Genomic DNA, 19,393 nt, shown 5'->3' with positions numbered 1-19,393 from the left:
TTCTGCTCCGTTAGAAATTGTTAGATCAAAAGATACAAACCTATACGTAATAATGTTAATTGTGTCACAAATTGGAAAGATTGGCCACAATCTATATCGGATTATGGCAAATTTATGTGGCAACTCCTGAGCCTTAAACAAGAAAAACACTGTTTCCAGTTGGACATGGATACAGCCACAGCGCGTTCTTGATTGGGGGGGAGAGAGTTAGAGTTGAAAGCCCTAAGATTCTAAAGCAGGTTTGAAACTGAACCTTGTCCGCGCGTCAGTCGCGTTGACGCTCCTTCAGCAGTTGAAGAAGCATATCTCGTCCACGCGCTTCGGCACGTCGGATCCTGACTGCGGTCATGAAGGCTTCTTCCAGAGTGGTGGAGGACGCTCCGATTGTTTTCTTCACAGAATCAACCAAAGAGTCGTCCCCCGTCGCCCGAACGGCTTCAAGCACTTCCTGCGCCAGTTGGTCGGAGACTTTTTCAAGAAGATCCATACTGACCTCAGCGCGTGGTTTCAGTCAGGCGGCGACGCACATATTCGTCCACATGAGTGATCATTGTATCCATGTGATCGTCTTCAAAGAAGTGACCCGACCCCTGGATTTCTTCATGGGTGATCGTGATCCCTTTTTGCTCATGCAACTTATTCACCAGTGTATGCGTATCGGCAGGCGGGGCCACACGGTCGGCTGTGCCATTGATGATTAGGCCAGAGCTTGGGCAGGGTGCCAGGAAGCTGAAGTCATACATATTGGCGGGCGGGCTGACCGAAATGAAACCGGTGATTTCCGGACGGCGCATCAGAAGCTGCATGCCAATCCACGCACCGAACGAAAAGCCTGCAACCCAGCAGTGCTTTGCGTTTTGGTTCATCGACTGAAGGTAATCCAGCGCCGACGCCGCATCCGACAGCTCACCTACGCCTTGATCATATTCTCCTTGGCTGCGGCCAACGCCACGGAAGTTGAAGCGCAGCACGTTGAAGCCCATGTTATGGAAAGCATAGTGCAGATTATAGACGACCTTGTTGTTCATCGTGCCGCCGAACTGCGGATGCGGATGAAGAATGATAGCGATCGGAGCGTCTTTTTCTTTCTGTGCGTGATAGCGGCCTTCAAGTCGGCCTTCGGGGCCTGCAAAAATCACTTCGGGCATCGGGTCTGGGCCTCTTTTCATTTAGCTTGGGGCCACAGCAAACCGGAAACCGGCTTTCTTGACGCTGGATGGCCCGCACCATAATACGGAGTTGGTGAATTAAGCACGCGCGAGAGCCCGGCCGTCACCAGTCTTAAGTGACCTAGTGGGCGAGGCCTAAAAGGTCAATGTTTTTGCGGGGGGAATGCAATGAAGCTGTCCACAAAGGGGCGTTACGCAATGGTTGCGTTGACCGATCTGGCGATGCAGGACGAAGGCTCGCTATTGTCGCTGACGGAACTTGCAAAACGACAGGACATTTCGCTTCCGTATCTTGAGCAATTGTTTGTGAAGCTGCGCCGCGCAGGGTTGGTCGACAGCGTGCGTGGCCCGGGCGGTGGATACAAACTGGCCAAAAGCGCCTCGGACATTCGGGTTTCAGAAGTGTTGGAAGCCGTGGATGAAACTGTGTCTGCTATGCACAAAGGGGCAGGGGCGTCCGGTGCGTCCTCGGGGTCGCGCGCTCAGTCCATGACCAACAGGTTGTGGGAAGGCCTTTCGGCCCATGTTTATGTCTTCCTGCACCAGACCCGCCTGTCTGACGTGGTGAAGAACGAGCTGACCCCATGCCCTGCAGTGCCCACGCTGTTTTCGGTGGTGGACGAGGACTAGACCGCTGCGCGGCAGTTTAAGGCCTTCGGCGGGGATACTTATGACAAGAAAATGCGAAGGAGTGCGCCGGTGAGCCGCGTGTATCTGGATTGGAACGCCACCACGCCTTTGCGGGCCGAGGCCAAGGCAGCGATGGTCGATGCGATGGAGCTTGTGGGCAATCCGTCTTCCGTCCACGCCGAAGGGCGCGCGGCGAAAGGTCTTATCGAACGGGCGCGTAAGGATTTGGCGGCTGCGCTCGGGGCTGAGGGGGCGGATATCATCTTTACCTCTTCTGCGACCGAAGCCGCAGCACTGGCGTTGGCAGGCCGTGGCCTGTCCTGTGCTGGGATCGAGCATGACGCGGTTCGTTCTTGGTGTCAGGAAGATTTGCTGATTGATGAAGAGGGGGCGGTCAGCGTCCCAACACCTGCGCATAGCACGCTGCAATTGGCCAATTCGGAAACGGGGATCATTCAGTCACTGCCCGAGAGGCTGCTCATGACGGATGCCACGCAGGCTTTCGGAAAGATACCCTTCGCCTTCAACTGGTGCGGTGCCGATATGGCCATTGTTTCCGCGCACAAGCTGGGCGGGCCAAAAGGGATCGGCGCGCTTGTCGTTACGCGTGGCACTGAAATCGCGGCGCAGATCAAAGGGGGTGGTCAGGAAATGGGCCGCAGATCAGGGACTGAAAACGTCATCGGAATTGCAGGTTTTGCTGCCGCTGCACGAGCTGCCCAAAATGATCTTGAGGGCGATACTTGGGGTCGAGTTGAGAAACTTAGAAAGATTCTAGAAAACACCATTGCCGAATCTGCAAATAAAACTATTTTTGTCGGGAAAGATGCGAACAGGCTTCCCAATACCTCGTGTTTCATCACGCCCGGATGGAAGGGCGAAACACAGGTGATGGTGATGGATCTGGCCGGGTTTGCGGTATCCGCAGGATCGGCTTGTTCATCCGGGAAGGTAAAAACCAGTGCAGCTTTGGCGGCAATGGGATTTGACCGGGATCACGCGGGATGCGCTTTGCGCGTCTCGCTTGGCCCCACGACGAGTGAGAAAGACGTCCGAGCCTTTGCTGAGGCTTGGCTTCGGGAACATGAAAAATTCCGCGCGCGCGGGCGCTAGCCCCCGACGGATCGAAAGGAAATACAGTGGCCGGTTTGGATGAACTGAACGTCAAAGAAGGCGTCGAAGAAGAAACCGTTGAGGCGGTCAAGTCGCTTGCTGGAACTTACAAGTACGGCTGGGAAACCGATATCGAGATGGAATACGCCCCCAAGGGCCTGAACCCCGATATTGTGCGCCTGATTTCCGAAAAGAACGAAGAACCCAAATGGATGACCGAATGGCGTCTCGAGGCGTTCGCACGATGGGAGAAGCTGGACGAACCCAGCTGGGCACTGCTGAACTATCCGGAAATCGATTTTCAGGATCAGTATTACTATGCGCGTCCGAAATCGATGGAAGAAAAGCCCAAATCGCTGGATGAGGTTGATCCCAAGCTTCTGGAAACATACCAGAAACTCGGCATTCCGCTGAAAGAGCAGATGATCCTTGCTGGCGTCGAAGGCGCTGAGGATATGCCAGCAGAAGGCCGCAAGGTCGCGGTGGATGCGGTGTTTGACTCGGTTTCGGTTGGGACGACGTTCCAGGAGGAGCTGAAAAAGGCCGGCGTCATTTTCTGCTCGATATCGGAAGCGATCCGCGAGCATCCTGAGCTGGTGAAGAAATACCTTGGGTCCGTGGTTCCGGTGTCCGACAATTATTATGCGACGCTGAACTCGGCCGTGTTCTCGGACGGGTCGTTTGTCTACATCCCGCCCAATACGCGCTGCCCGATGGAGCTGTCGACCTACTTCCGTATCAACGCGGAAAACACTGGCCAGTTCGAACGCACGCTGATCATCGCCGATAAAGGTAGCTATGTCAGCTACTTGGAAGGCTGTACTGCGCCGCAACGCGACACCGCACAGTTGCACGCTGCTGTGGTTGAAATCATCATCGAAGAAGACGCCGAGGTGAAATACTCGACCGTTCAGAACTGGTTCCCCGGTGATGAAGAGGGCAAGGGCGGCATCTATAATTTCGTGACAAAACGCGCGGATTGCCGTGGCGACCGCTCGAAAGTGATGTGGACGCAGGTGGAAACCGGATCTGCTGTGACGTGGAAATATCCGTCCTGCATCCTGCGCGGCGCGGAAAGCCAGGGCGAATTCTACTCGATCGCGATCACCAACAACTATCAGCAGGCCGATACCGGCACGAAGATGGTGCATCTGGGCCGCGATACGAAATCGCGCATCGTGTCCAAGGGGATCAGTGCGGGTAAAGCACAGAACACCTATCGTGGTCTGGTGTCGATGCACCCGAAAGCCAAGAACTCGCGCAACTATACGCAGTGCGACAGCCTTCTGATTGGTGACAAATGCGGGGCGCACACGGTTCCCTATATCGAGGTGAAGAACAATTCCTCCCGCGTTGAGCACGAAGCGACGACATCCAAGGTGGACGAAGAACAAATGTTCTATTGCCGCCAGCGGGGCATGGACGAAGAAGAGGCCGTGGCCCTGATCGTCAACGGTTTCGCCAAGGAAGTGCTGCAAGCGCTGCCGATGGAATTTGCGATGGAAGCTCAACAGCTTGTGGCGATTTCGCTTGAGGGGTCGGTTGGGTGACTGTTTCGACTGTGACACACCATAATGCTAAAGTTGGAATGAGGAGTGCTCTGGCGCCCTTAAATACCAACGGCTATGATGTTTGCAGAAACTACCGGTCAAGGAACGAGTGCCTTGGAAAATCATCAGAAGCAAAACTTCGAAGAGCGGGTCGCACGGCTTGGTGCGCAGAATTCAGGGCAGAATTCGTCGAAACGGGGCAAACCTTCGGGTCTGAGGAAGGCGTCGAATCGTCTTGTGTCGATCTTTGCGTTCCTGATCGGACTGAGTGCGGTGGTTTTGGCCCGGTATGTTCGGTACCGTCTCGAGGTCGACACCCTTACCGGCGAAAGCGCGGATGCAATGATGTTAATGGATATTGGCATCGGGGTTGCGGTTGGCCTATTGGTCAAGATCGTATTTCGCGTCAAGTCGCTCAATTACTATTCGGCGATGATTGCTGGGGTTCTCTTGTCTGTGGTGCTGATGCACAACCTGGTTCACAAATCGTCAGATGTGTTCAGGACCTATTTCTCTCCACAATGGACGGAGATGATCATAGAAAACACGAAGCCAAACTCGGTTTTGTTTCGCGGCATATCTTACACCATGAGCGATATGATGAGCGGGCAGAACGCCGAAGCTTCAAAGACGGATGGCGAGACGCCCGACGTCAAGGTAAACGAGTTGCCGCAGGTGCGATAGATCGCAACCAATTTGGGCGCAATTTCACACATCTAACAAAGTACCAAGAGATCGGGCAGGTTCTTTGCCGTCAGGTATCAAAAAGCGGTACTGATCTACGGGAAACGGCTGACCGGTCCCATTGATCGGCGCGCATGAGGAATAAAAATGCTTAAAATCAACAATCTGCACGTCAAACTTGAAGAAGAAGACAAGCAAATCCTGAAAGGCGTTGACCTTGAAGTGCCTGCGGGCAAGGTGCATGCGATCATGGGGCCGAATGGCTCGGGCAAGTCGACCTTGTCTTATGTTCTGTCGGGTCGTGATGGTTATGAAGTGACAAAAGGTGACGCGTCGTTGGATGGCGAAGAACTTTTGGACATGGAACCGGAAGAGCGCGCCGCTGCGGGTCTGTTCCTGGCTTTCCAATATCCGGTCGAGATCCCCGGCGTTGGCAATATGACATTCCTGCGCACCGCCGTGAACGCTCAGCGTAAAGCGCGCGGGGAAGAGGAAATGTCGGCCGCTGACTTCCTGAAGTTCATCCGCGCCAAAGCCAAAGATCTGAAGATCGACGCGGATATGCTGAAGCGTCCCGTGAACGTAGGTTTCTCGGGCGGTGAGAAAAAGCGCAACGAAATTCTACAGATGGCCATGCTTGAGCCGAAGATGTGCATCTTGGACGAGACGGATTCCGGTCTGGACGTGGATGCAATGAAGCTGGTGTCTGAAGGCGTGAATGCGCTGCGCGATTCAGGACGTTCGTTCCTTGTGATCACCCACTACCAGCGCCTTCTGGACCACATCAAACCTGATGTGGTGCATATTATGGCCAATGGCCGCATCGTGAAATCCGGCGGGCCAGAACTGGCGCTTGAGGTCGAGCATAACGGTTACGCCGACATTCTGGCGGAGATCGACGCATGAGCACCGCTGTAAAAATGACTGCGGACGAGATCAACGCTGATCAACGCCCGGCCTCGGGGGCTTGGGCTGCTGAGGCGCGCGCGGATGCTGCAAACCGGCTGGCGTCGATGGGATTGCCCACACGCCGCGACGAATACTGGAAATGGACCCGCCCAGACAGCCTGATTTCGGCCACTCCGAGCGAAGCAGAGGTCTTTGATAACCAAGGTGAACCCTTGGTGTTTCACGAGATTGATCGCCTGAAGCTGGTCTTCGTGGATGGCGTGTTTGATGCGGATGCGTCTGACGCGTTAGAGGGCGAAGGGCTTGAAATCGAACGCCTTTCGACCGCTGCTGAGAAAGACATTCACTGGGCCAAAGATCTGTATGGCGTGCTTGAGACCGCAGGTCAGACACCTGTAAAGCGTCCGCTTGCGGCCTACAATTCGGCTCAGGCCACGGATGGGGTTGTAGTCCGCGTCACGGGTCAAGTTTCGCGCCCTGTTTCGCTGATCTATCGTCATGCGGACAAAGCATCGGATGCCATTCTGCACCACGTTATTCGCGTGGAAGAAGGTGCCCGCCTAACGCTTCTGGAAAACGGTGCGGCGGCGGCGCGTTTCAACCAAGTGACTGAAGTAGATATCGCCAAAGGCGCGCAGTTCCATCATGTGCGTGCACAGGGTCGTGATCATGATCGCCAAGCGGTGACGCATCTGTTCACGCGTGTTGACGCCGAGGCCGTGTTCAAAAGCTTCACCATGACGGTGAATGGAAAGCTGACCCGCAATGAATGCGTGATTGAGATCGTTGGCGATGAAGCCGTGGCACATGTCGCCGGGGCTGCCTTGGGTGATGGTGCGGACAGTGATTTCCATCACGATGACACTGTGTTCATCACCCATGACGCCGTGGCGTGTGAAAGCCGTCAGGTCTTTAAAAAGGTTCTGAAGAACGGTGCAAAAGGCGTGTTCCAAGGCAAGATCCTTGTGAAGCCCGATGCGCAGAAAACCGATGGCTATCAGAAATCCCAGTCGCTTCTATTGGATGACGATGCGAGCTTCCAGGCCAAGCCCGAACTTGAGATCTATGCGGATGACGTGATCTGCTCGCATGGTTCAACCACGGGTGCGATTGACGAGGAAGCTCTGTTCTACCTGCGCTCTCGTGGGGTTCCGACGCCGATTGCCACAGATCTTCTGGTCCTGGCCTTCCTTGCGGATGCCATTGAAGAGATCGAAGATGAAGACATCTCTGCCGAGATCACTGGGCGTCTCGACGCGTGGTTGTCCCGGCGTCGCGGCTGATCAGGAGCTAAGGCGCTATGTCGGTTCTTCAGGATATGGTGAAAACATATCGTAACCCGCGCGCAGTGTTTCGGCGCCGCGTCGGGGAAGGACCACGCGAGGACCGCGCGCTTGCAGTACTGATGTTCGCCTGCGCACTGGTCTTTGCAGCGCAAATGCCTCGCTTGGCGCGTCAAGCGCATGAGACAGGTGAAGAGCTGAACATGCTGCTGGCGGCGACTCTATTGGGGTGGCTCTTCATCATGCCTTTGGTGCTTTACGCGCTTGGCACGATCACCCATTTGATCGCGCGGGTATTTGGCGGGAGGGGCAGCGCCTATACCGCGCGCTTCGCGCTCTTTTGGGCGCTTCTCTGTGCTGCGCCGATTTGGCTTTTGTGGGGGCTTGTGGCCGGTTTCATCGGGCCGGGCGTCCAATTGTCGCTGGTGGGGCTTTTGGCTCTTGTGGTGTTCATCCTGTTCTGGTCAATCAATCTGCGTGAAGCTGAAAGCGGCACGCCGCAAGAAATCAGGGCAGACTGATGCAATTCACACCGGGATATCTGTTTGGAATGGCGCTTCAAACCGTGCCAGAGCCGCGCAAAGTGGCCCGCGATTTATTTGCCTTGGGCCTGAGCCGCGAGTTTCTGTGGACCGCGCTGTTGCTGATGGTGGTTTTGGCCACCGCAATGAGCGTCGTGGCCGACATTGTCTTTCCCATTAATGATCAGCTGATGGGGCCGGTTTTGTCGAACCCTGCGACCCTTGGCATGATCGAAGGTGCCTTCATGTTTGGTTTGACCATCGCAATTTATGCGATCGGCCGCATGATGGGCGGGCAGGGCAGTCTTGAGAATGCCATTATGACCGTTGTCTGGATGGAGTTCATTTTCCTTGGGCTACAGGTTGCAACATTGCTTCTGACCGCAATTGCTCCGGCGATGGCAGCGCTTTTGATGTTTGCATCCGTCTTTATCTTCTTCTGGGTACTCAGCCATTTCACCGCTGAAAACCATGGGTTTCAGTCGACAGGACTTGTGTTCGCATCAATCCTAGCCTGCATGGTTTTGGCTGTGTTTGCCCTGTCTTTCGTACTGGTTCTATTGGGTGTCGAGCCCGTCCAACTTCCTGTGCAATGATCGGAAAACCAATGTATGACATCGAAAAGATCCGTGCTGAATTTCCGATCCTGTCGCGCGAGGTGAACGGGAAGCCGTTGACCTATCTGGACAATGGGGCCTCTGCACAGAAGCCTCAGGTGGTGATTGATGCGATCACCCGTGGATATGCCGAAGAGTATTCCAATGTGCATCGCGGCTTGCACTACCTGTCGAACCTGTCGACCGAGCGATATGAGGCTGTGCGTGGCATCGTAGCCAAGTTCCTAAATGCCGGGTCTGAGGATGAGATCATCTTTAATTCGGGCACGACAGAAGGCATCAATCTGGTGTCCTATGCCTGGGCCGCGCCGCGCATGCAGGCTGGGGATGAGATCATCCTGTCCACGATGGAGCATCACGCCAATATTGTCCCGTGGCATTTCCTGCGAGAACGCCAAGGGGTCGTTCTAAAGTGGATCGATCCAGAAGCTGATGGGTCGCTTGATCCGGACAAGGTTCTGGGCGCCATCACCGATCGGACCAAACTGATTGCCGTCACGCATTGCTCAAACGTTTTGGGCACAGTTGTCGACGTTAAGGCCATTTGCACTGGCGCAGGTGACAAAGGTGTTCCGGTGATGGTTGATGGCTCGCAAGGCGCGGTTCACATGCCTGTGGATGTGCAGGATATCGGCTGCGATTTCTACGCAATCACGGGCCACAAGCTTTATGGACCATCCGGGTCAGGCGCGATCTACATCCGCGCAGATCGGCAGGCCGAGATGCAGCCGTTTTTCGGCGGCGGTGATATGATCAACGAGGTCTCAAAAGACACAGTGACTTATGCCAATCCGCCGCTAAAATTCGAAGCGGGGACGCCGGGCATTGTACAAACCATCGGTATGGGCGCAGCGCTTGAATACATGATGGATCTGGGCATGGAAAACATCGCCGCGCATGAGGCAGCGCTTGCATCCTATGCGGTCGAGCGCTTCGCCGGTCTGAACTGGGTGAATGTCCAAGGCCACGCGCCGGGCAAGGCGGCCATCTTCTCGCTCACGATGGAAGGGGCTGCGCATGCGCATGATATCTCGACCATTCTGGACAAGAAGGGGATTGCCGTGCGGGCAGGGCACCACTGTGCCAAACCTTTGATGGAGCATATGGGCGTCGCCGCAACGGCGCGCGCGTCATTTGGCCTTTATAACACCACGGACGAGGTGGATACGCTGATTGACGGGCTGGAGTTGTGTCACAAGCTGCTGGCATGAGCGCGCCGGCCTAGTCAGTTACTTTCAGCTCAATTTGCGCGCCATCAGGTAGGTCGTGCGTCTTGCGAGCGAAATCGCCAGAAAGGCTGATCAATTCTTCTAAGGGTACCGTTTGTATGTTCGAAGCGCTGTATTCACCGCCGAACACTGCTGGGATTACCAGATAGTAGGCATATCCTGGTATTAGAGGGCCGAGTTTATGGTGGGCTAGATCCACGAGTGGTCCCATCTCCCAGTCAACTTGGAAGTCTTTGTTCTCTCGAAGTTCTGTAAATCTGTATTCACTGTCCGCGACGACTTCACATGACAGCTCTTCTGGGCAGATACGCCAATATCGACCGTCATGGTCAAGAAAGATGATGTTTCCGAATTGGTTGAGATCGACAATTCTTTTGGGGTTTGCTCCTAGCCAACTCCAGTGTTTACCAATCAGATCAACATATTTCTGAATTTGCTCATGTTCACCCATCCGCTTTGATCAGCCCGAGCCCGCGCAAGTAAATCCCGATCCCGCTTTCCAGCAGTTCTTCAGGCGGAAACGGGCTTTTCTGGCCGGGGCTGCCGCGACCGAACAGTTCAACTACGCCGTGGCTCATAGCCCAGATATGCGCGCTGACCATGCGGGCCGGGGGGCGTTTATCCTGCGGGATGTTTTCGGTCAGCTTGGACGCGGCTTTTTCAAGAACTCCCATCGCGCGGGACGCGACCAACGCCAATTCAGGCGAGTGATTGACCGATATGCCGCTTTCAAACATCGAGATGTAGTGACCGGGATATTTGCGCGCAAACGCCAGATAGGCGCGGCCTGTGGCTTCAAAACTTGCAAGCGGGGATGGTTGGCCTTTGTTATAGGCGTATTCCATCAGGTCGGCGAAAATCTCGTACCCTTGGCGCGCCGCCTCGGCGATCAAATCCTCGCGCCCGGCGAAGTGTCGATAGACCGCAGCAGGGGTCACACCTGCCTGCTTGGCGGCTTCTGATAGGGTAAACCCGGTTGGGCCTTTCTCTTCGATCAGGGCCAAAGCTGCATCGACCAAAGCCTGACGGAGATTACCGTGATGATAGCCGCGCTTAGGCATCGTCACCATCATCCCAAAGTTCCGGTCCACCACAGATTTTGTCATCTGGCGCACTGGCGACATTGCTGTCTTTCCCGGCGTAGTCGATGTCTTTCAAGACGACTTTCAATGCGGCCATTCGGGCCCTTTTCTTGTCATCCGAGCGAATTACGGTCCACGGTGTGCGGGTGCGATGCGAGCGCTCGAAGGTTTCTTTGATCGCATCCGAATAGGCGTCCCAACGGTTCAGGCCTTCCACATCGATCCAACTGAGTTTCCATTGTTTCAATGGGTCTTTCTCGCGGGCCAGAAAGCGGCGCAATTGTTCGGCACGTCCGACATTCAGCCAGATCTTTACAAAGTGTATGCCTTCATCAACCAACATGTCCTCAAATTCGGGAAGCTGACGGAAGAAAGCCTCGCGCTGCGTGTCTTTGCAGAACTCAAACACTTTCTCGACCACGCCGCGGTTATACCAACTGCGATCAAACAAAACGATCTCGCCTTCGGTCGGCAAGTGTTTGACATAGCGCTGAAAATACCATTCCCCGGCCTCGCGGTCAGACGGTTTTGACAGTGCGACCACACGCGCAACACGCGGATTCAGGTTTTCGCGGAAACGCTTGATGGTGCCGCCTTTGCCCGCCGCATCACGCCCCTCAAACACGACGACAACGCGTTTCCCGGTTGCTTTGACATCGGCCTGAAGCTTCACCAGCTCAAGCTGCAGCGCTTCGATTTCTTCGGCATAGACATCTTTGTCGATGGGCTTTTTGTACGGATAGCTTTCGGACAGAATATCTTTTTTCGATGCGCCTTTGATAACGGCGCGCACAGCCTGCGGTGCAGTTTTACGAAAGAACTCTGAAATGGCGCCGTCAAATGGCAATGACATAGCAAACTCCTGATTTCACACCAATATGGGGGCGGCGCGCGCGTTTGGCAATTGGCTTAGACGCGACGATCCTTCACGGCCTGACCAATCTGGTTGATGTCATATGGCGTGGTCATATACATCTCGGAGATCCAGTTTTGATACAGAAGATGCGCGTGACTGCGCCAGCGGTTCTCGGGCGGCTGGCTGGGATCGTCACCCGGGTAGTAGTTCATCGGCACATTGATCGGTGCGCCCTTGGCAACATCACGGTCGTATTCGCCTTTCAGCGTCAGATCATCATACTCAAAGTGATTGAAGATATAGAGCGCACGATGGGCCTTGTCCTCAATCAAGCACGGCCCGGTGTCGTCCGACCCAAGCAGCGTTTTCAAGCCAGAGGCGGCGTCAACTTCGCCTTGTTTCATTTCCGTCCAACGGCTGACCGGTACAACGCAACTATCAGAAAAACCTCGCAAATACGGAGATGCGGGTGACAGGTTCTTTTGCGGGAAGCAGCCAAATGCCTTGGCGTCCAGAATGTGTTTCTGCACACCATGGAAATGGTAAATCATCGCCATGCCACCCCAACAAACGCCAAAGGTGGAGTGTACATTGGTCTGGGTCCAATCCAGAATTTGGATCAGTTCATCCCAATAGGTGACGTCTTCGAACGGAAGGTGTTCGATCGGGGCCCCTGTGATGATCAACCCGTCAAATTTCTGGTCTTTGACGTCTTCCCACGGCTGGTAGAACGCACCGATATGCGCCTCACTGGTGTTTTTGGACGTGTGCTCGGACGGGCGAAGCAAGGTCAATTCGATCTGAAGCGGATGTGATCCGATCAGGCGGGCAAATTGTGTCTCGGTCTCGATTTTCTTGGGCATCAGGTTCAACAGTGCAATCCGCATCGGGCGGATGTCCTGTTTTGCGGCCTGATCCTCGGGCATGACCATCACGCCTTCGTCTTTCAGCACGTCTACGGCTGGCAGAGTCGAGGGGATCTTGATGGGCATGGAACCGGTCCTTTTTCGTTGGTGTAAGTAGAGTAAATGGGGAATGCCGCTTAGGCTTCAATGGCGGCCGCGATCATTCGGTCGAAATCCTCGGGGGATTTGATCTGTGCAACCTCATGTGCACAGAGTGTGACGCCATAACGTGCCATGTGCTCGTATAGCGGTTGCCGGTGGGCAAGCGCCTGCGCATAGGTCCAGCGGATGAAGTCATTGGGATCAACGTCATCTTCTTTAACATTGAATTCACTGAGATATTCTTTCCAAACGCGCGCCAGAAACTCCGGTTGATAGGCCATCGGTTTGGGAGCACGGTCAAAGCGCTTCACCAGCTCTTGGGTGTGGGCCTCATCACCTTTCAGCCACACAAGAAGGCAATGCTGAGACAGCTCTTTGATCAACGGGTCCAGATCGCCCAAGGCTGCATCAATCCATTCGCAAATAGATCCACCGCTGTCACAGATGAAATGCGGATAGCCATAGATACGCTCGGCGCGATCAATGAAATGCGCCGTGTCGTTAAGGGCTGCGATCTCGGCTTGCTTAAACTGTTCTTGCCGGCGGCGATATTCGTCAATCGGAAGACCGCCTTTGTCGGGACTTCCCGGTTTTCCCAGATAGCTGGCCACGGGGCTAAGGTTGTCAAAACTGATCTTTGATGTGATGCGGATGGAATCCGACATCAGAAGTTCACGCAGAAAAGGGACCTTCATTGCCTCAGCTTTGAAGTTGTCGGCGATATGTTCGCCCATGTAGCGCGTTCCGATCCGGTAATCGACAGAATAGTGGAACCAGTCCCCCTGATCGCGCAACAAGTTCGACAGATAGGTTTTGCCCAAACCGGACATGCCAAAAAACAGCACGCGTTTGTGCGGTGCCTTTTGCCAGTCCTGAGCGGTTTGATAGATCATCTGCGACCTCGTTTCGTTCAGCCTTTGGTAAACGGCGGCGTAAGGCGGGTCAAACCCTTAGCGTCAAAAAGAAAACGCCCCGCACTGGGCAGGGCGTTTTCGATACATATTAAGCGCTAGATCAGAAGCCGATCCCGATGCTTACACCTGCACTGATGGCGTCGCCCTCGAAGGGCACCAGACCAAGCACAGTTTTCTCGCTGAATTTGGTGTAGCGAACACCGCCAGAGATTTTGATGTTCTCATGTGTGTAAGTCGCACCAAGTCCGATAGAACGCGACGCACCGGCAGGGGCAAGGAAGGTATCGCCGGTATCGGCACCATCTTCATAGCCCAACATCAGAGCAACCGACCAGTTGTCGTTCAACTTGCGACCAATGCCCAGCTCATAGCTGGTGACATCATCCACGAAGTTTACCCAGTTGACCGCACCCAGTGGGCTGACAGTATCCAACGAAATACCTTCATACTTGGCATGCCGGATCGAACCGAACAACAGCGTGTCTTGTGCAATACCGGTCTGGAAGTCCAGATTGAACGCTTCGGGCATGGATACAGTGCCAGTTGCCGGGGTCGTCAGACCTGCTGGTAGAAGCGGGTTTACACCGGGTGGGATCGAGTGTGTACCAGTTAGCTCATGATCAATGCCTGAGAAGTAGGTCAGAGCTACGCGCAAAGCGATGTCTGGCCGTTCGTAGGCAACGCCTGCTACGCCACCCCATTCGGTGTCGCCAGAGGCATCAAGAAGGCCGGAACCGGTCAGAACTTGACCAGAGATCTTCTGCGCGAATGCACCACCGTGAACCGAGAACCCGTTGCCCATTTCATAGCGCAGGATGCCGGTGATCTGTGTGCTGTCGATATGTGCAAACCCACCAGCAGCCGGGCCATCGATATAGTCGATGTCCGCGCCGTATGGCTGGTCCCAGATCAACGCAAAGCTCAGCTTATCGTTGAACTGCTGTTTGTACCCAAACGAGAAGGTCGAGAAATCCGAGGCCGAGGTCGTAACACCAGCTGCTTCGCTGGTGATGTCTGGGCTTACATTGGCGAAGCTGAATTTGAAGTAGTTGCCCTCTTCAAACAGCACTCCAATATCCTGGCCAGAACGGTCAATCCCCGCCTGTGCGCTTGTCGCTACGGCAGTCAATGCAGCTGCGATTGTTAAGGTTTGTCTTTTCATGTTTCCTCCCTGGATTCTTCTCTGCCGCATCCTCCGAACGGCGTTAGAGAAAATCGTATTTGTTGGGGGCTTAATCGGTCAATCTTTACTTTGGGTAATGTGACGTCAGGTCGTAAATTGGTTGCTCAAAGGTGTTGTTTTGACACGATTGCGGAGAAAATCCGTTGGTTTTCATGTCGTTGCCGGGTCAGTTGTGCGCGGTGTTTTCCGAGATTCGGATGCTCAGAACGTTGGCAGAGATGATGATTGCACTTCCAATCAGAAGGGCAATTCCAACCGGTTCATCATAGAAGAACGCACCAGCCACTGCGATCAAAGGCAAGCGTGTGAAGTCTATGGGGATCACGATGGAGGCGGGGGCAAGCGAAAGTGCCTGGGTAAGGCAGGTATGCGCCAGCAATCCCGCGCACCCGATCAGCACGAGCCAGAGGATATTGGCGCCTTGTGGAAGCGTGATTGAACCATCTGCTCCTGCGGTTGCCAATCCGAACACCAATTGCATCAAGGTTAGCCAAAACAAGATTGATAGGGTGGACTGAGTTCTGGTCAGCTTGCGGGTGAACACTGCGGTCAAGGCAAAACAGATCGCAGCCAGCGCAGCTGACAACGTTCCGGTGGACGTTGACGGTTCTGAAAGCGTTGGTGCGACGATAATCAGGATGCCGACAAAGCCACTGATGACGCAGAGGATCTGACTGGCTTTCAGACGTTCGCCCAAAAGCACTGGGGCCATAAACACAACCCAAAGCGGTGAAGTGAATTCAAGCGCAAACACCTGTGCCAGCGGGATGAGTGTCAGTGCGAAGAACCAAAGGTTTTGGCCTGCGAAATGCGCGAGGTTCCGGAGAAAGTGGAGACCTAACTGGCGTCGGGAAATATGGTTCCAGCGGCCGCCAAGGGTTAGTACACACAGAACAATGCACAGGCCCACGAGCGATCGATACATCATCAGCTCGAATGTATCGAGTTGAGTGCTCACCGCGCGCCCCGCAATGGCCATGATCGAAAACGACGCAATGGCTCCGGTCATCCAGAGTGCCGCGCGGAGTGTTGGTGTCACGGATCAACCTCGACCACATTGTAGTGTCTTGGGATTCCGGCCGTGATCGTTGCCCAGTTGGATGCTTTCATGCGGGTCTGGTGCGCGTCAAAGGATGCGCGATCCGTAAACCGTTCAGCAACATTAAACCTGCCGGCTGTGTTCGGGTCTTCTTCTACATGAAATGAAAGGCAGCCAGGTTCAGCTCGGGTCAGCGCGATGTGACCGGGCAGGGCAGCACGCACAACCTCAAGACGGTCGTCAGGCACATCAACATAACCTGTCAGGACGATATTTGGGTTTCTGGTCATGACCAAGGGCTATCAACCCGAATGCAAGATGGCGAGACGTTAGTTTCTTCTGACGTACATTTATCCTGTGTCTCCCGGTACATCTAATTCACATCTTGGATGCCGAAAACCTTGTCATTCAGGGGGGCAGCTCGCCGTTTCTGGTGTATATTGGGTCTCGTTGACATACGTGTTTTCGAAAGTGAATGTCAGTCCGTAACTTTCAGAAAGGAAGTTGCCAATTTCAACAGCCGAAATGTAGTAACCACGTTCGTTGAAATGGGGATCAGGCCATCCATATATTTCTTTAAAATCAATTCCTTGGCGTTCGAATGCATCATCAAGATGTAGGACCGGCACATCGTGTTGCTTTGAGAATTCATCGATTATCTCTTTTTGAAGACGCATTATTTCTCTTTGAGCGCTTACCTGTGGCGCTGGGAAATTCGTCTCGTCGTATGCTTCTCTTGAAGGAATGGTCACAATAGAAAGCCGTTTACCTCCGGAGTTTGCGGCGACCAAAATCTGACTCAAAGGTTTTTTGACCAAATTGGCGGTTTCGTGTGGGTCGGAATTGGTTTGCGAACCACCTTCATACACGTCCTCCATTCTACGTTTTGCCTGTACCAACAAGCGACCGGTGTTAGACTTTTCCAAGAATGTGTTGATTTTTATTTTGAACGAATTCTGCGAGCTTTCTGAAGAACCAGAGCGTTTAGCATGAACTTCCTTCGCACGTACCAGCCGGGCCGGAAGATCCCGCTCATTCTGAGCATCATTCCCAAGGTAGTAGAGCAGCATCACATAGTCATGTGGGTGCAGAGATGAGTGTCTTTGGTAGTTAATTAAGTGTTGTGTGGGGCCATGACCACCAATCCCAAAATTGTAAAATACCGGCCCGTTGGCCCATCTCGTTAGAAAAGCAGGAATTGTTTCGGTGTCGTCCGCAAGCGTTCCGCGTGCAAAAGAATCCCCAAGCACGACCACACTATCTTGTGGGGTGGCTTCTTTCATTGATACTCTCAAGCCGTGATCGTTATAGGTGTGAAGCGAAACACCATCATTTCTAAATTCAAAATATCGCTGATTGGGGTGCTCCATTCCGACGAGCGCCTCATCATATCTTAGTCGATCCTTGGGGCCATAACAGAAATGGTGCTCGTGATCATGAAGCTCTAATCCAGCGTCCATCCTTGATTGATGGACGCCAAAAGACTTCTGCAAAAAGTCTGTTTGAGACAAAAATATCTCTACAAATCCCAAACCTAATGCGCTCGCCGTCAAAATCGTGAATGCATTTTTAATTAAACTCATGTGGATATCTTAGTTCACTTTGAAAAACGCGTCTTGAAATTTTTTATGACAGAGCATTGCGAACAGTTTTCGTCTGAGTTGACGCACCCATCGTACTAAGTGGTCTGACTGACTGAGTCATCAAATACCTAAAAGTCGGGAGCGCCTAGAAACTCTGCAGTGCCTGTAAAATCAGCTTGTGCAGCAAACACTTACAGTTTGCACCGGAGCAAGGCACCGCCAGTCCGACGCCTCAAACTGTACGACGCAGATTCAGGGCGCAGCTGATTTGTGCCCTGAACGAAAAGGCGGAAAGGCTAAACGAATACCTTAGGTTATCCGAAGTTCACAGTGGGGAAAAAACTCCCCATGCTCACTCCCACTCAATCGTGCCCGGTGGCTTCGAGGTCACATCATAGGTGACACGGTTGATCCCTTTTACTTCGTTGATGATGCGTGTCGCGGTCTCGCCAAGGAACTCATGGCTAAACGGATAGTAATCTGCCGTCATCCCATCGACCGAGGTTACGGCGCGCAGCGCACAGGCATAATCATAGGTCCGCCCGTCGCCCATCACGCCCACTGTACGTACGGGCAGGATGGCCACGAAGGCCTGCCAGATCTCGTCATAAAGACCATGTTTGCGGATCTGGTCGATATAGACCGCGTCCGCCTCGCGTAGGATGTCCAGCTTGGCGCGGGTAATCTCGCCAGGGCAGCGAATGGCCAGACCCGGACCGGGGAAGGGGTGGCGGCCGATGAAGCTTTGTGGCAAGCCAAGTTCACGCCCCAAGGCACGCACTTCGTCTTTGAACAGCTCGCGCAGCGGCTCAACCAGTTTCAGGCCCATCTTTTCAGGCAGGCCACCCACATTGTGGTGCGACTTGATGGTCACCGAAGGTCCGCCGGAAAAGCTCACAGATTCAATGACATCGGGGTAGAGCGTGCCTTGGGCCAGGAACTCGGCCCCGTCAATCGTGTCGGCGTGTTTCTGGAATACGTCGATGAAGAGCTTGCCGATGATCTTGCGCTTGGTTTCGGGGTCCGATTGTCCGTCAAGCTCGCCCAGAAACAGCTCCTGTTCATCGGCATGGATCAGCGCCATGTTGTAATTGTCGCGGAACATGGTGACGACCTCTTCGGCCTCGCCCTTGCGCAAAAGCCCGTGGTCAACAAAGACGCAGGTCAGTTGATCGCCGATCGCTTCGTGGATCAGCACCGCCGCGACCGAGCTGTCGACGCCGCCCGACAGACCACAGATGACCTTTTTGTCGCCCACCTGTTCGCGGATCACGCGGATGGCTTCTTCGCGATAGGCACCCATGGTCCAATCGCCTTTGAAGCCTGCCAGTTTCACGAATTGCTCATACAGCTTCGCGCCGTTGGGCGTGTGGTGCACTTCCGGGTGGAATTGTACCGCATAGAAGTGACGTTTGATGTCTGCGGTGATCGCAAATGGCGCGTTGGGAGAGGTTCCGTAAACCTCAAATCCCGGTGCGATTTCAGAAACATGGTCGCCGTGGCTCATCCAAACCTGTTCGTCCCCGTCTTCGAACCAGCCGTCCAGCAAATCCAGTTTGGCTTTGGGGGTGACGTAGGCGCGTCCGAACTCGGCCGTGCCATGCCCGCTTTCGACCCTGCCGCCCAACTGGGTCATCATCGTTTGCTGACCATAGCAGATCCCCAGGATCGGAACGCCATAGTCAAAGATCTCCTGCGGTGCGCGCGGAGACCCTTCGCGTGTCACGCTGTCAGGCCCGCCCGAGAAGATCACCGCTTTGGGTGCCATCTCGCGCACGAAGTCCATCGTGACGTTCTGATAGGGGTGAATTTCGCAATAGACGTTCAGCTCGCGTAGGCGGCGCGCAATCAGCTGCGTCACCTGGCTTCCGAAGTCGATGATAAGAAGGCGGTCGTGGCTCTGATCTGTCATGTTGACCGCTTAGGGCAGCGGGCGGGTTTGCGCAAGTCCGGGCTGCATGATCTGGCACCAAAATGTGATTTTTACGACCCTAATCTCGAGAATGTCGTTTTTGCACCTGCAA

General features: G+C 54.1%; 21 protein-coding genes. 9 read left to right on the top strand and 12 right to left on the bottom strand.

The window, feature by feature from the left end:
- Positions 1-265: 265 nt before the first annotated feature.
- Positions 266-487, bottom strand: a complete 222-nt coding sequence (locus MWU55_RS15020; RefSeq protein ID WP_246937426.1) for a hypothetical protein — start codon at positions 485-487, stop codon at positions 266-268.
- A 7-nt stretch (positions 488-494) separates the two neighbouring features.
- Positions 495-1,148, bottom strand: coding sequence for an alpha/beta hydrolase (locus MWU55_RS15015; RefSeq protein WP_246937424.1), 654 nt, complete (start codon positions 1,146-1,148; stop codon positions 495-497).
- Between the two features lie 189 nt (positions 1,149-1,337).
- Here MWU55_RS15015 and MWU55_RS15010 point away from each other — a divergent pair, with 189 nt between their 5' ends.
- The 9 genes from MWU55_RS15010 (at position 1,338) to MWU55_RS14970 (ending at position 9,687) form a co-directional block, all read left to right on the top strand.
- Positions 1,338-1,799, top strand: coding sequence for an Rrf2 family transcriptional regulator (locus MWU55_RS15010; protein ID WP_246937422.1), 462 nt, complete (start codon positions 1,338-1,340; stop codon positions 1,797-1,799).
- Positions 1,800-1,868: 69 nt separating this feature from the next.
- Positions 1,869-2,912 carry an aminotransferase class V-fold PLP-dependent enzyme gene (locus MWU55_RS15005; RefSeq protein ID WP_246937420.1) on the top strand — a complete coding sequence of 348 codons (1,044 nt, stop codon included), beginning with the start codon at positions 1,869-1,871 and terminating at the stop codon, positions 2,910-2,912.
- Between the two features lie 26 nt (positions 2,913-2,938).
- Positions 2,939-4,462, top strand: coding sequence for a Fe-S cluster assembly protein SufB (gene sufB, locus MWU55_RS15000; protein WP_246937418.1), 1,524 nt, complete (start codon positions 2,939-2,941; stop codon positions 4,460-4,462).
- 75 nt (positions 4,463-4,537) lie between these two features.
- On the top strand, positions 4,538-5,146 hold the full coding sequence (locus MWU55_RS14995; RefSeq protein ID WP_246937416.1) for a hypothetical protein: 609 nt from the start codon (positions 4,538-4,540) through the stop codon (positions 5,144-5,146).
- 147 nt (positions 5,147-5,293) lie between these two features.
- Positions 5,294-6,052 (top strand): Fe-S cluster assembly ATPase SufC, encoded by a 759-nt coding sequence (gene sufC, locus MWU55_RS14990; RefSeq protein WP_246937414.1) that lies wholly within the window; start codon positions 5,294-5,296, stop codon positions 6,050-6,052.
- Positions 6,053-6,066: 14 nt separating this feature from the next.
- Complete coding sequence (gene sufD, locus MWU55_RS14985) at positions 6,067-7,338, top strand: Fe-S cluster assembly protein SufD (RefSeq protein WP_246937945.1); 1,272 nt, start codon at positions 6,067-6,069, stop codon at positions 7,336-7,338.
- 17 nt (positions 7,339-7,355) lie between these two features.
- Positions 7,356-7,859: a YIP1 family protein gene (locus tag MWU55_RS14980; protein ID WP_246937412.1), complete on the top strand. Its 504-nt coding sequence runs from the start codon at positions 7,356-7,358 to the stop codon at positions 7,857-7,859.
- Entirely contained in the window at positions 7,859-8,455 is a 597-nt protein-coding gene (locus MWU55_RS14975) for a YIP1 family protein (protein WP_246937410.1), read from the top strand. Before MWU55_RS14980 ends, MWU55_RS14975 begins: the two co-directional genes overlap by 1 nt.
- An 11-nt stretch (positions 8,456-8,466) precedes the next feature.
- On the top strand, positions 8,467-9,687 hold the full coding sequence (locus tag MWU55_RS14970) for a cysteine desulfurase (RefSeq protein ID WP_246937408.1): 1,221 nt from the start codon (positions 8,467-8,469) through the stop codon (positions 9,685-9,687).
- 10 nt (positions 9,688-9,697) lie between these two features.
- On the opposite strand, the gene MWU55_RS14965 is transcribed toward MWU55_RS14970, so the two are convergent.
- From MWU55_RS14965 to guaA, 10 genes are all read right to left on the bottom strand, one after another.
- Entirely contained in the window at positions 9,698-10,156 is a 459-nt protein-coding gene (locus tag MWU55_RS14965) for a T6SS immunity protein Tdi1 domain-containing protein (RefSeq protein WP_246937405.1), read from the bottom strand.
- Positions 10,149-10,766: a TetR/AcrR family transcriptional regulator gene (locus MWU55_RS14960; protein ID WP_246937944.1), complete on the bottom strand. Its 618-nt coding sequence runs from the start codon at positions 10,764-10,766 to the stop codon at positions 10,149-10,151. Before MWU55_RS14960 ends, MWU55_RS14965 begins: the two co-directional genes overlap by 8 nt.
- On the bottom strand, positions 10,759-11,640 hold the full coding sequence (gene ppk2 / locus MWU55_RS14955; RefSeq protein WP_246937403.1) for a polyphosphate kinase 2: 882 nt from the start codon (positions 11,638-11,640) through the stop codon (positions 10,759-10,761). Before ppk2 ends, MWU55_RS14960 begins: the two co-directional genes overlap by 8 nt.
- Positions 11,641-11,696: 56 nt before the next feature.
- Positions 11,697-12,635, bottom strand: coding sequence for a homoserine O-succinyltransferase (metA, locus tag MWU55_RS14950; RefSeq protein WP_246937401.1), 939 nt, complete (start codon positions 12,633-12,635; stop codon positions 11,697-11,699).
- Positions 12,636-12,685: 50 nt separating this feature from the next.
- On the bottom strand, positions 12,686-13,543 hold the full coding sequence (locus MWU55_RS14945) for an ATPase (protein ID WP_246937399.1): 858 nt from the start codon (positions 13,541-13,543) through the stop codon (positions 12,686-12,688).
- A 121-nt stretch (positions 13,544-13,664) separates the two neighbouring features.
- Positions 13,665-14,726, bottom strand: a complete 1,062-nt coding sequence (locus MWU55_RS14940; RefSeq protein ID WP_246937397.1) for a hypothetical protein — start codon at positions 14,724-14,726, stop codon at positions 13,665-13,667.
- 187 nt (positions 14,727-14,913) lie between these two features.
- Positions 14,914-15,786 (bottom strand): DMT family transporter, encoded by an 873-nt coding sequence (locus tag MWU55_RS14935; protein ID WP_348646240.1) that lies wholly within the window; start codon positions 15,784-15,786, stop codon positions 14,914-14,916.
- Positions 15,783-16,076 (bottom strand): putative quinol monooxygenase, encoded by a 294-nt coding sequence (locus MWU55_RS14930; protein WP_246937394.1) that lies wholly within the window; start codon positions 16,074-16,076, stop codon positions 15,783-15,785. Before MWU55_RS14930 ends, MWU55_RS14935 begins: the two co-directional genes overlap by 4 nt.
- 114 nt (positions 16,077-16,190) lie before the next feature.
- Positions 16,191-17,369, bottom strand: coding sequence for an SGNH/GDSL hydrolase family protein (locus tag MWU55_RS14925; protein WP_246937392.1), 1,179 nt, complete (start codon positions 17,367-17,369; stop codon positions 16,191-16,193).
- A 352-nt stretch (positions 17,370-17,721) separates the two neighbouring features.
- Positions 17,722-19,281, bottom strand: coding sequence for a glutamine-hydrolyzing GMP synthase (gene guaA, locus MWU55_RS14920; protein WP_246937390.1), 1,560 nt, complete (start codon positions 19,279-19,281; stop codon positions 17,722-17,724).
- Between the last annotated feature and the right edge of the window lie 112 nt (positions 19,282-19,393).

Origin of the sequence: Aliiroseovarius sp. F20344 (assembly GCF_023016155.1) — a bacterium.
In the GTDB taxonomy this organism is placed as follows: Bacteria; Pseudomonadota; Alphaproteobacteria; order Rhodobacterales; family Rhodobacteraceae; genus Aliiroseovarius.
Note: the sequence above shows the minus strand (reverse complement) of the source record. Positions and strands in the feature narration are given on the sequence as shown.

What these genes read in the sequence shown, in the direction of transcription:
- guaA (WP_246937390.1), bottom strand. Translation starts at nt 19,281, where the DNA reads ATGACAGATCAGAGCCACGACCGCCTTCTTATCATCGACTTCGGAAGC.
- sufC (WP_246937414.1), top strand. Translation starts at nt 5,294, where the DNA reads ATGCTTAAAATCAACAATCTGCACGTCAAACTTGAAGAAGAAGACAAG.
- metA (WP_246937401.1), bottom strand. Translation starts at nt 12,635, where the DNA reads ATGCCCATCAAGATCCCCTCGACTCTGCCAGCCGTAGACGTGCTGAAA.
- ppk2 (WP_246937403.1), bottom strand. Translation starts at nt 11,640, where the DNA reads ATGTCATTGCCATTTGACGGCGCCATTTCAGAGTTCTTTCGTAAAACT.
- MWU55_RS15020 (WP_246937426.1), bottom strand. Translation starts at nt 487, where the DNA reads ATGGATCTTCTTGAAAAAGTCTCCGACCAACTGGCGCAGGAAGTGCTT.
- MWU55_RS14940 (WP_246937397.1), bottom strand. Translation starts at nt 14,726, where the DNA reads ATGAAAAGACAAACCTTAACAATCGCAGCTGCATTGACTGCCGTAGCG.
- MWU55_RS14995 (WP_246937416.1), top strand. Translation starts at nt 4,538, where the DNA reads ATGATGTTTGCAGAAACTACCGGTCAAGGAACGAGTGCCTTGGAAAAT.
- MWU55_RS14960 (WP_246937944.1), bottom strand. Translation starts at nt 10,766, where the DNA reads ATGCCTAAGCGCGGCTATCATCACGGTAATCTCCGTCAGGCTTTGGTC.
- MWU55_RS15015 (WP_246937424.1), bottom strand. Translation starts at nt 1,148, where the DNA reads ATGCCCGAAGTGATTTTTGCAGGCCCCGAAGGCCGACTTGAAGGCCGC.
- MWU55_RS14930 (WP_246937394.1), bottom strand. Translation starts at nt 16,076, where the DNA reads ATGACCAGAAACCCAAATATCGTCCTGACAGGTTATGTTGATGTGCCT.
- MWU55_RS15010 (WP_246937422.1), top strand. Translation starts at nt 1,338, where the DNA reads ATGAAGCTGTCCACAAAGGGGCGTTACGCAATGGTTGCGTTGACCGAT.
- MWU55_RS14945 (WP_246937399.1), bottom strand. Translation starts at nt 13,543, where the DNA reads ATGATCTATCAAACCGCTCAGGACTGGCAAAAGGCACCGCACAAACGC.
- MWU55_RS14970 (WP_246937408.1), top strand. Translation starts at nt 8,467, where the DNA reads ATGTATGACATCGAAAAGATCCGTGCTGAATTTCCGATCCTGTCGCGC.
- MWU55_RS14965 (WP_246937405.1), bottom strand. Translation starts at nt 10,156, where the DNA reads ATGGGTGAACATGAGCAAATTCAGAAATATGTTGATCTGATTGGTAAA.
- MWU55_RS14975 (WP_246937410.1), top strand. Translation starts at nt 7,859, where the DNA reads ATGCAATTCACACCGGGATATCTGTTTGGAATGGCGCTTCAAACCGTG.
- MWU55_RS14925 (WP_246937392.1), bottom strand. Translation starts at nt 17,369, where the DNA reads ATGAGTTTAATTAAAAATGCATTCACGATTTTGACGGCGAGCGCATTA.
- MWU55_RS14980 (WP_246937412.1), top strand. Translation starts at nt 7,356, where the DNA reads ATGTCGGTTCTTCAGGATATGGTGAAAACATATCGTAACCCGCGCGCA.
- sufD (WP_246937945.1), top strand. Translation starts at nt 6,067, where the DNA reads ATGACTGCGGACGAGATCAACGCTGATCAACGCCCGGCCTCGGGGGCT.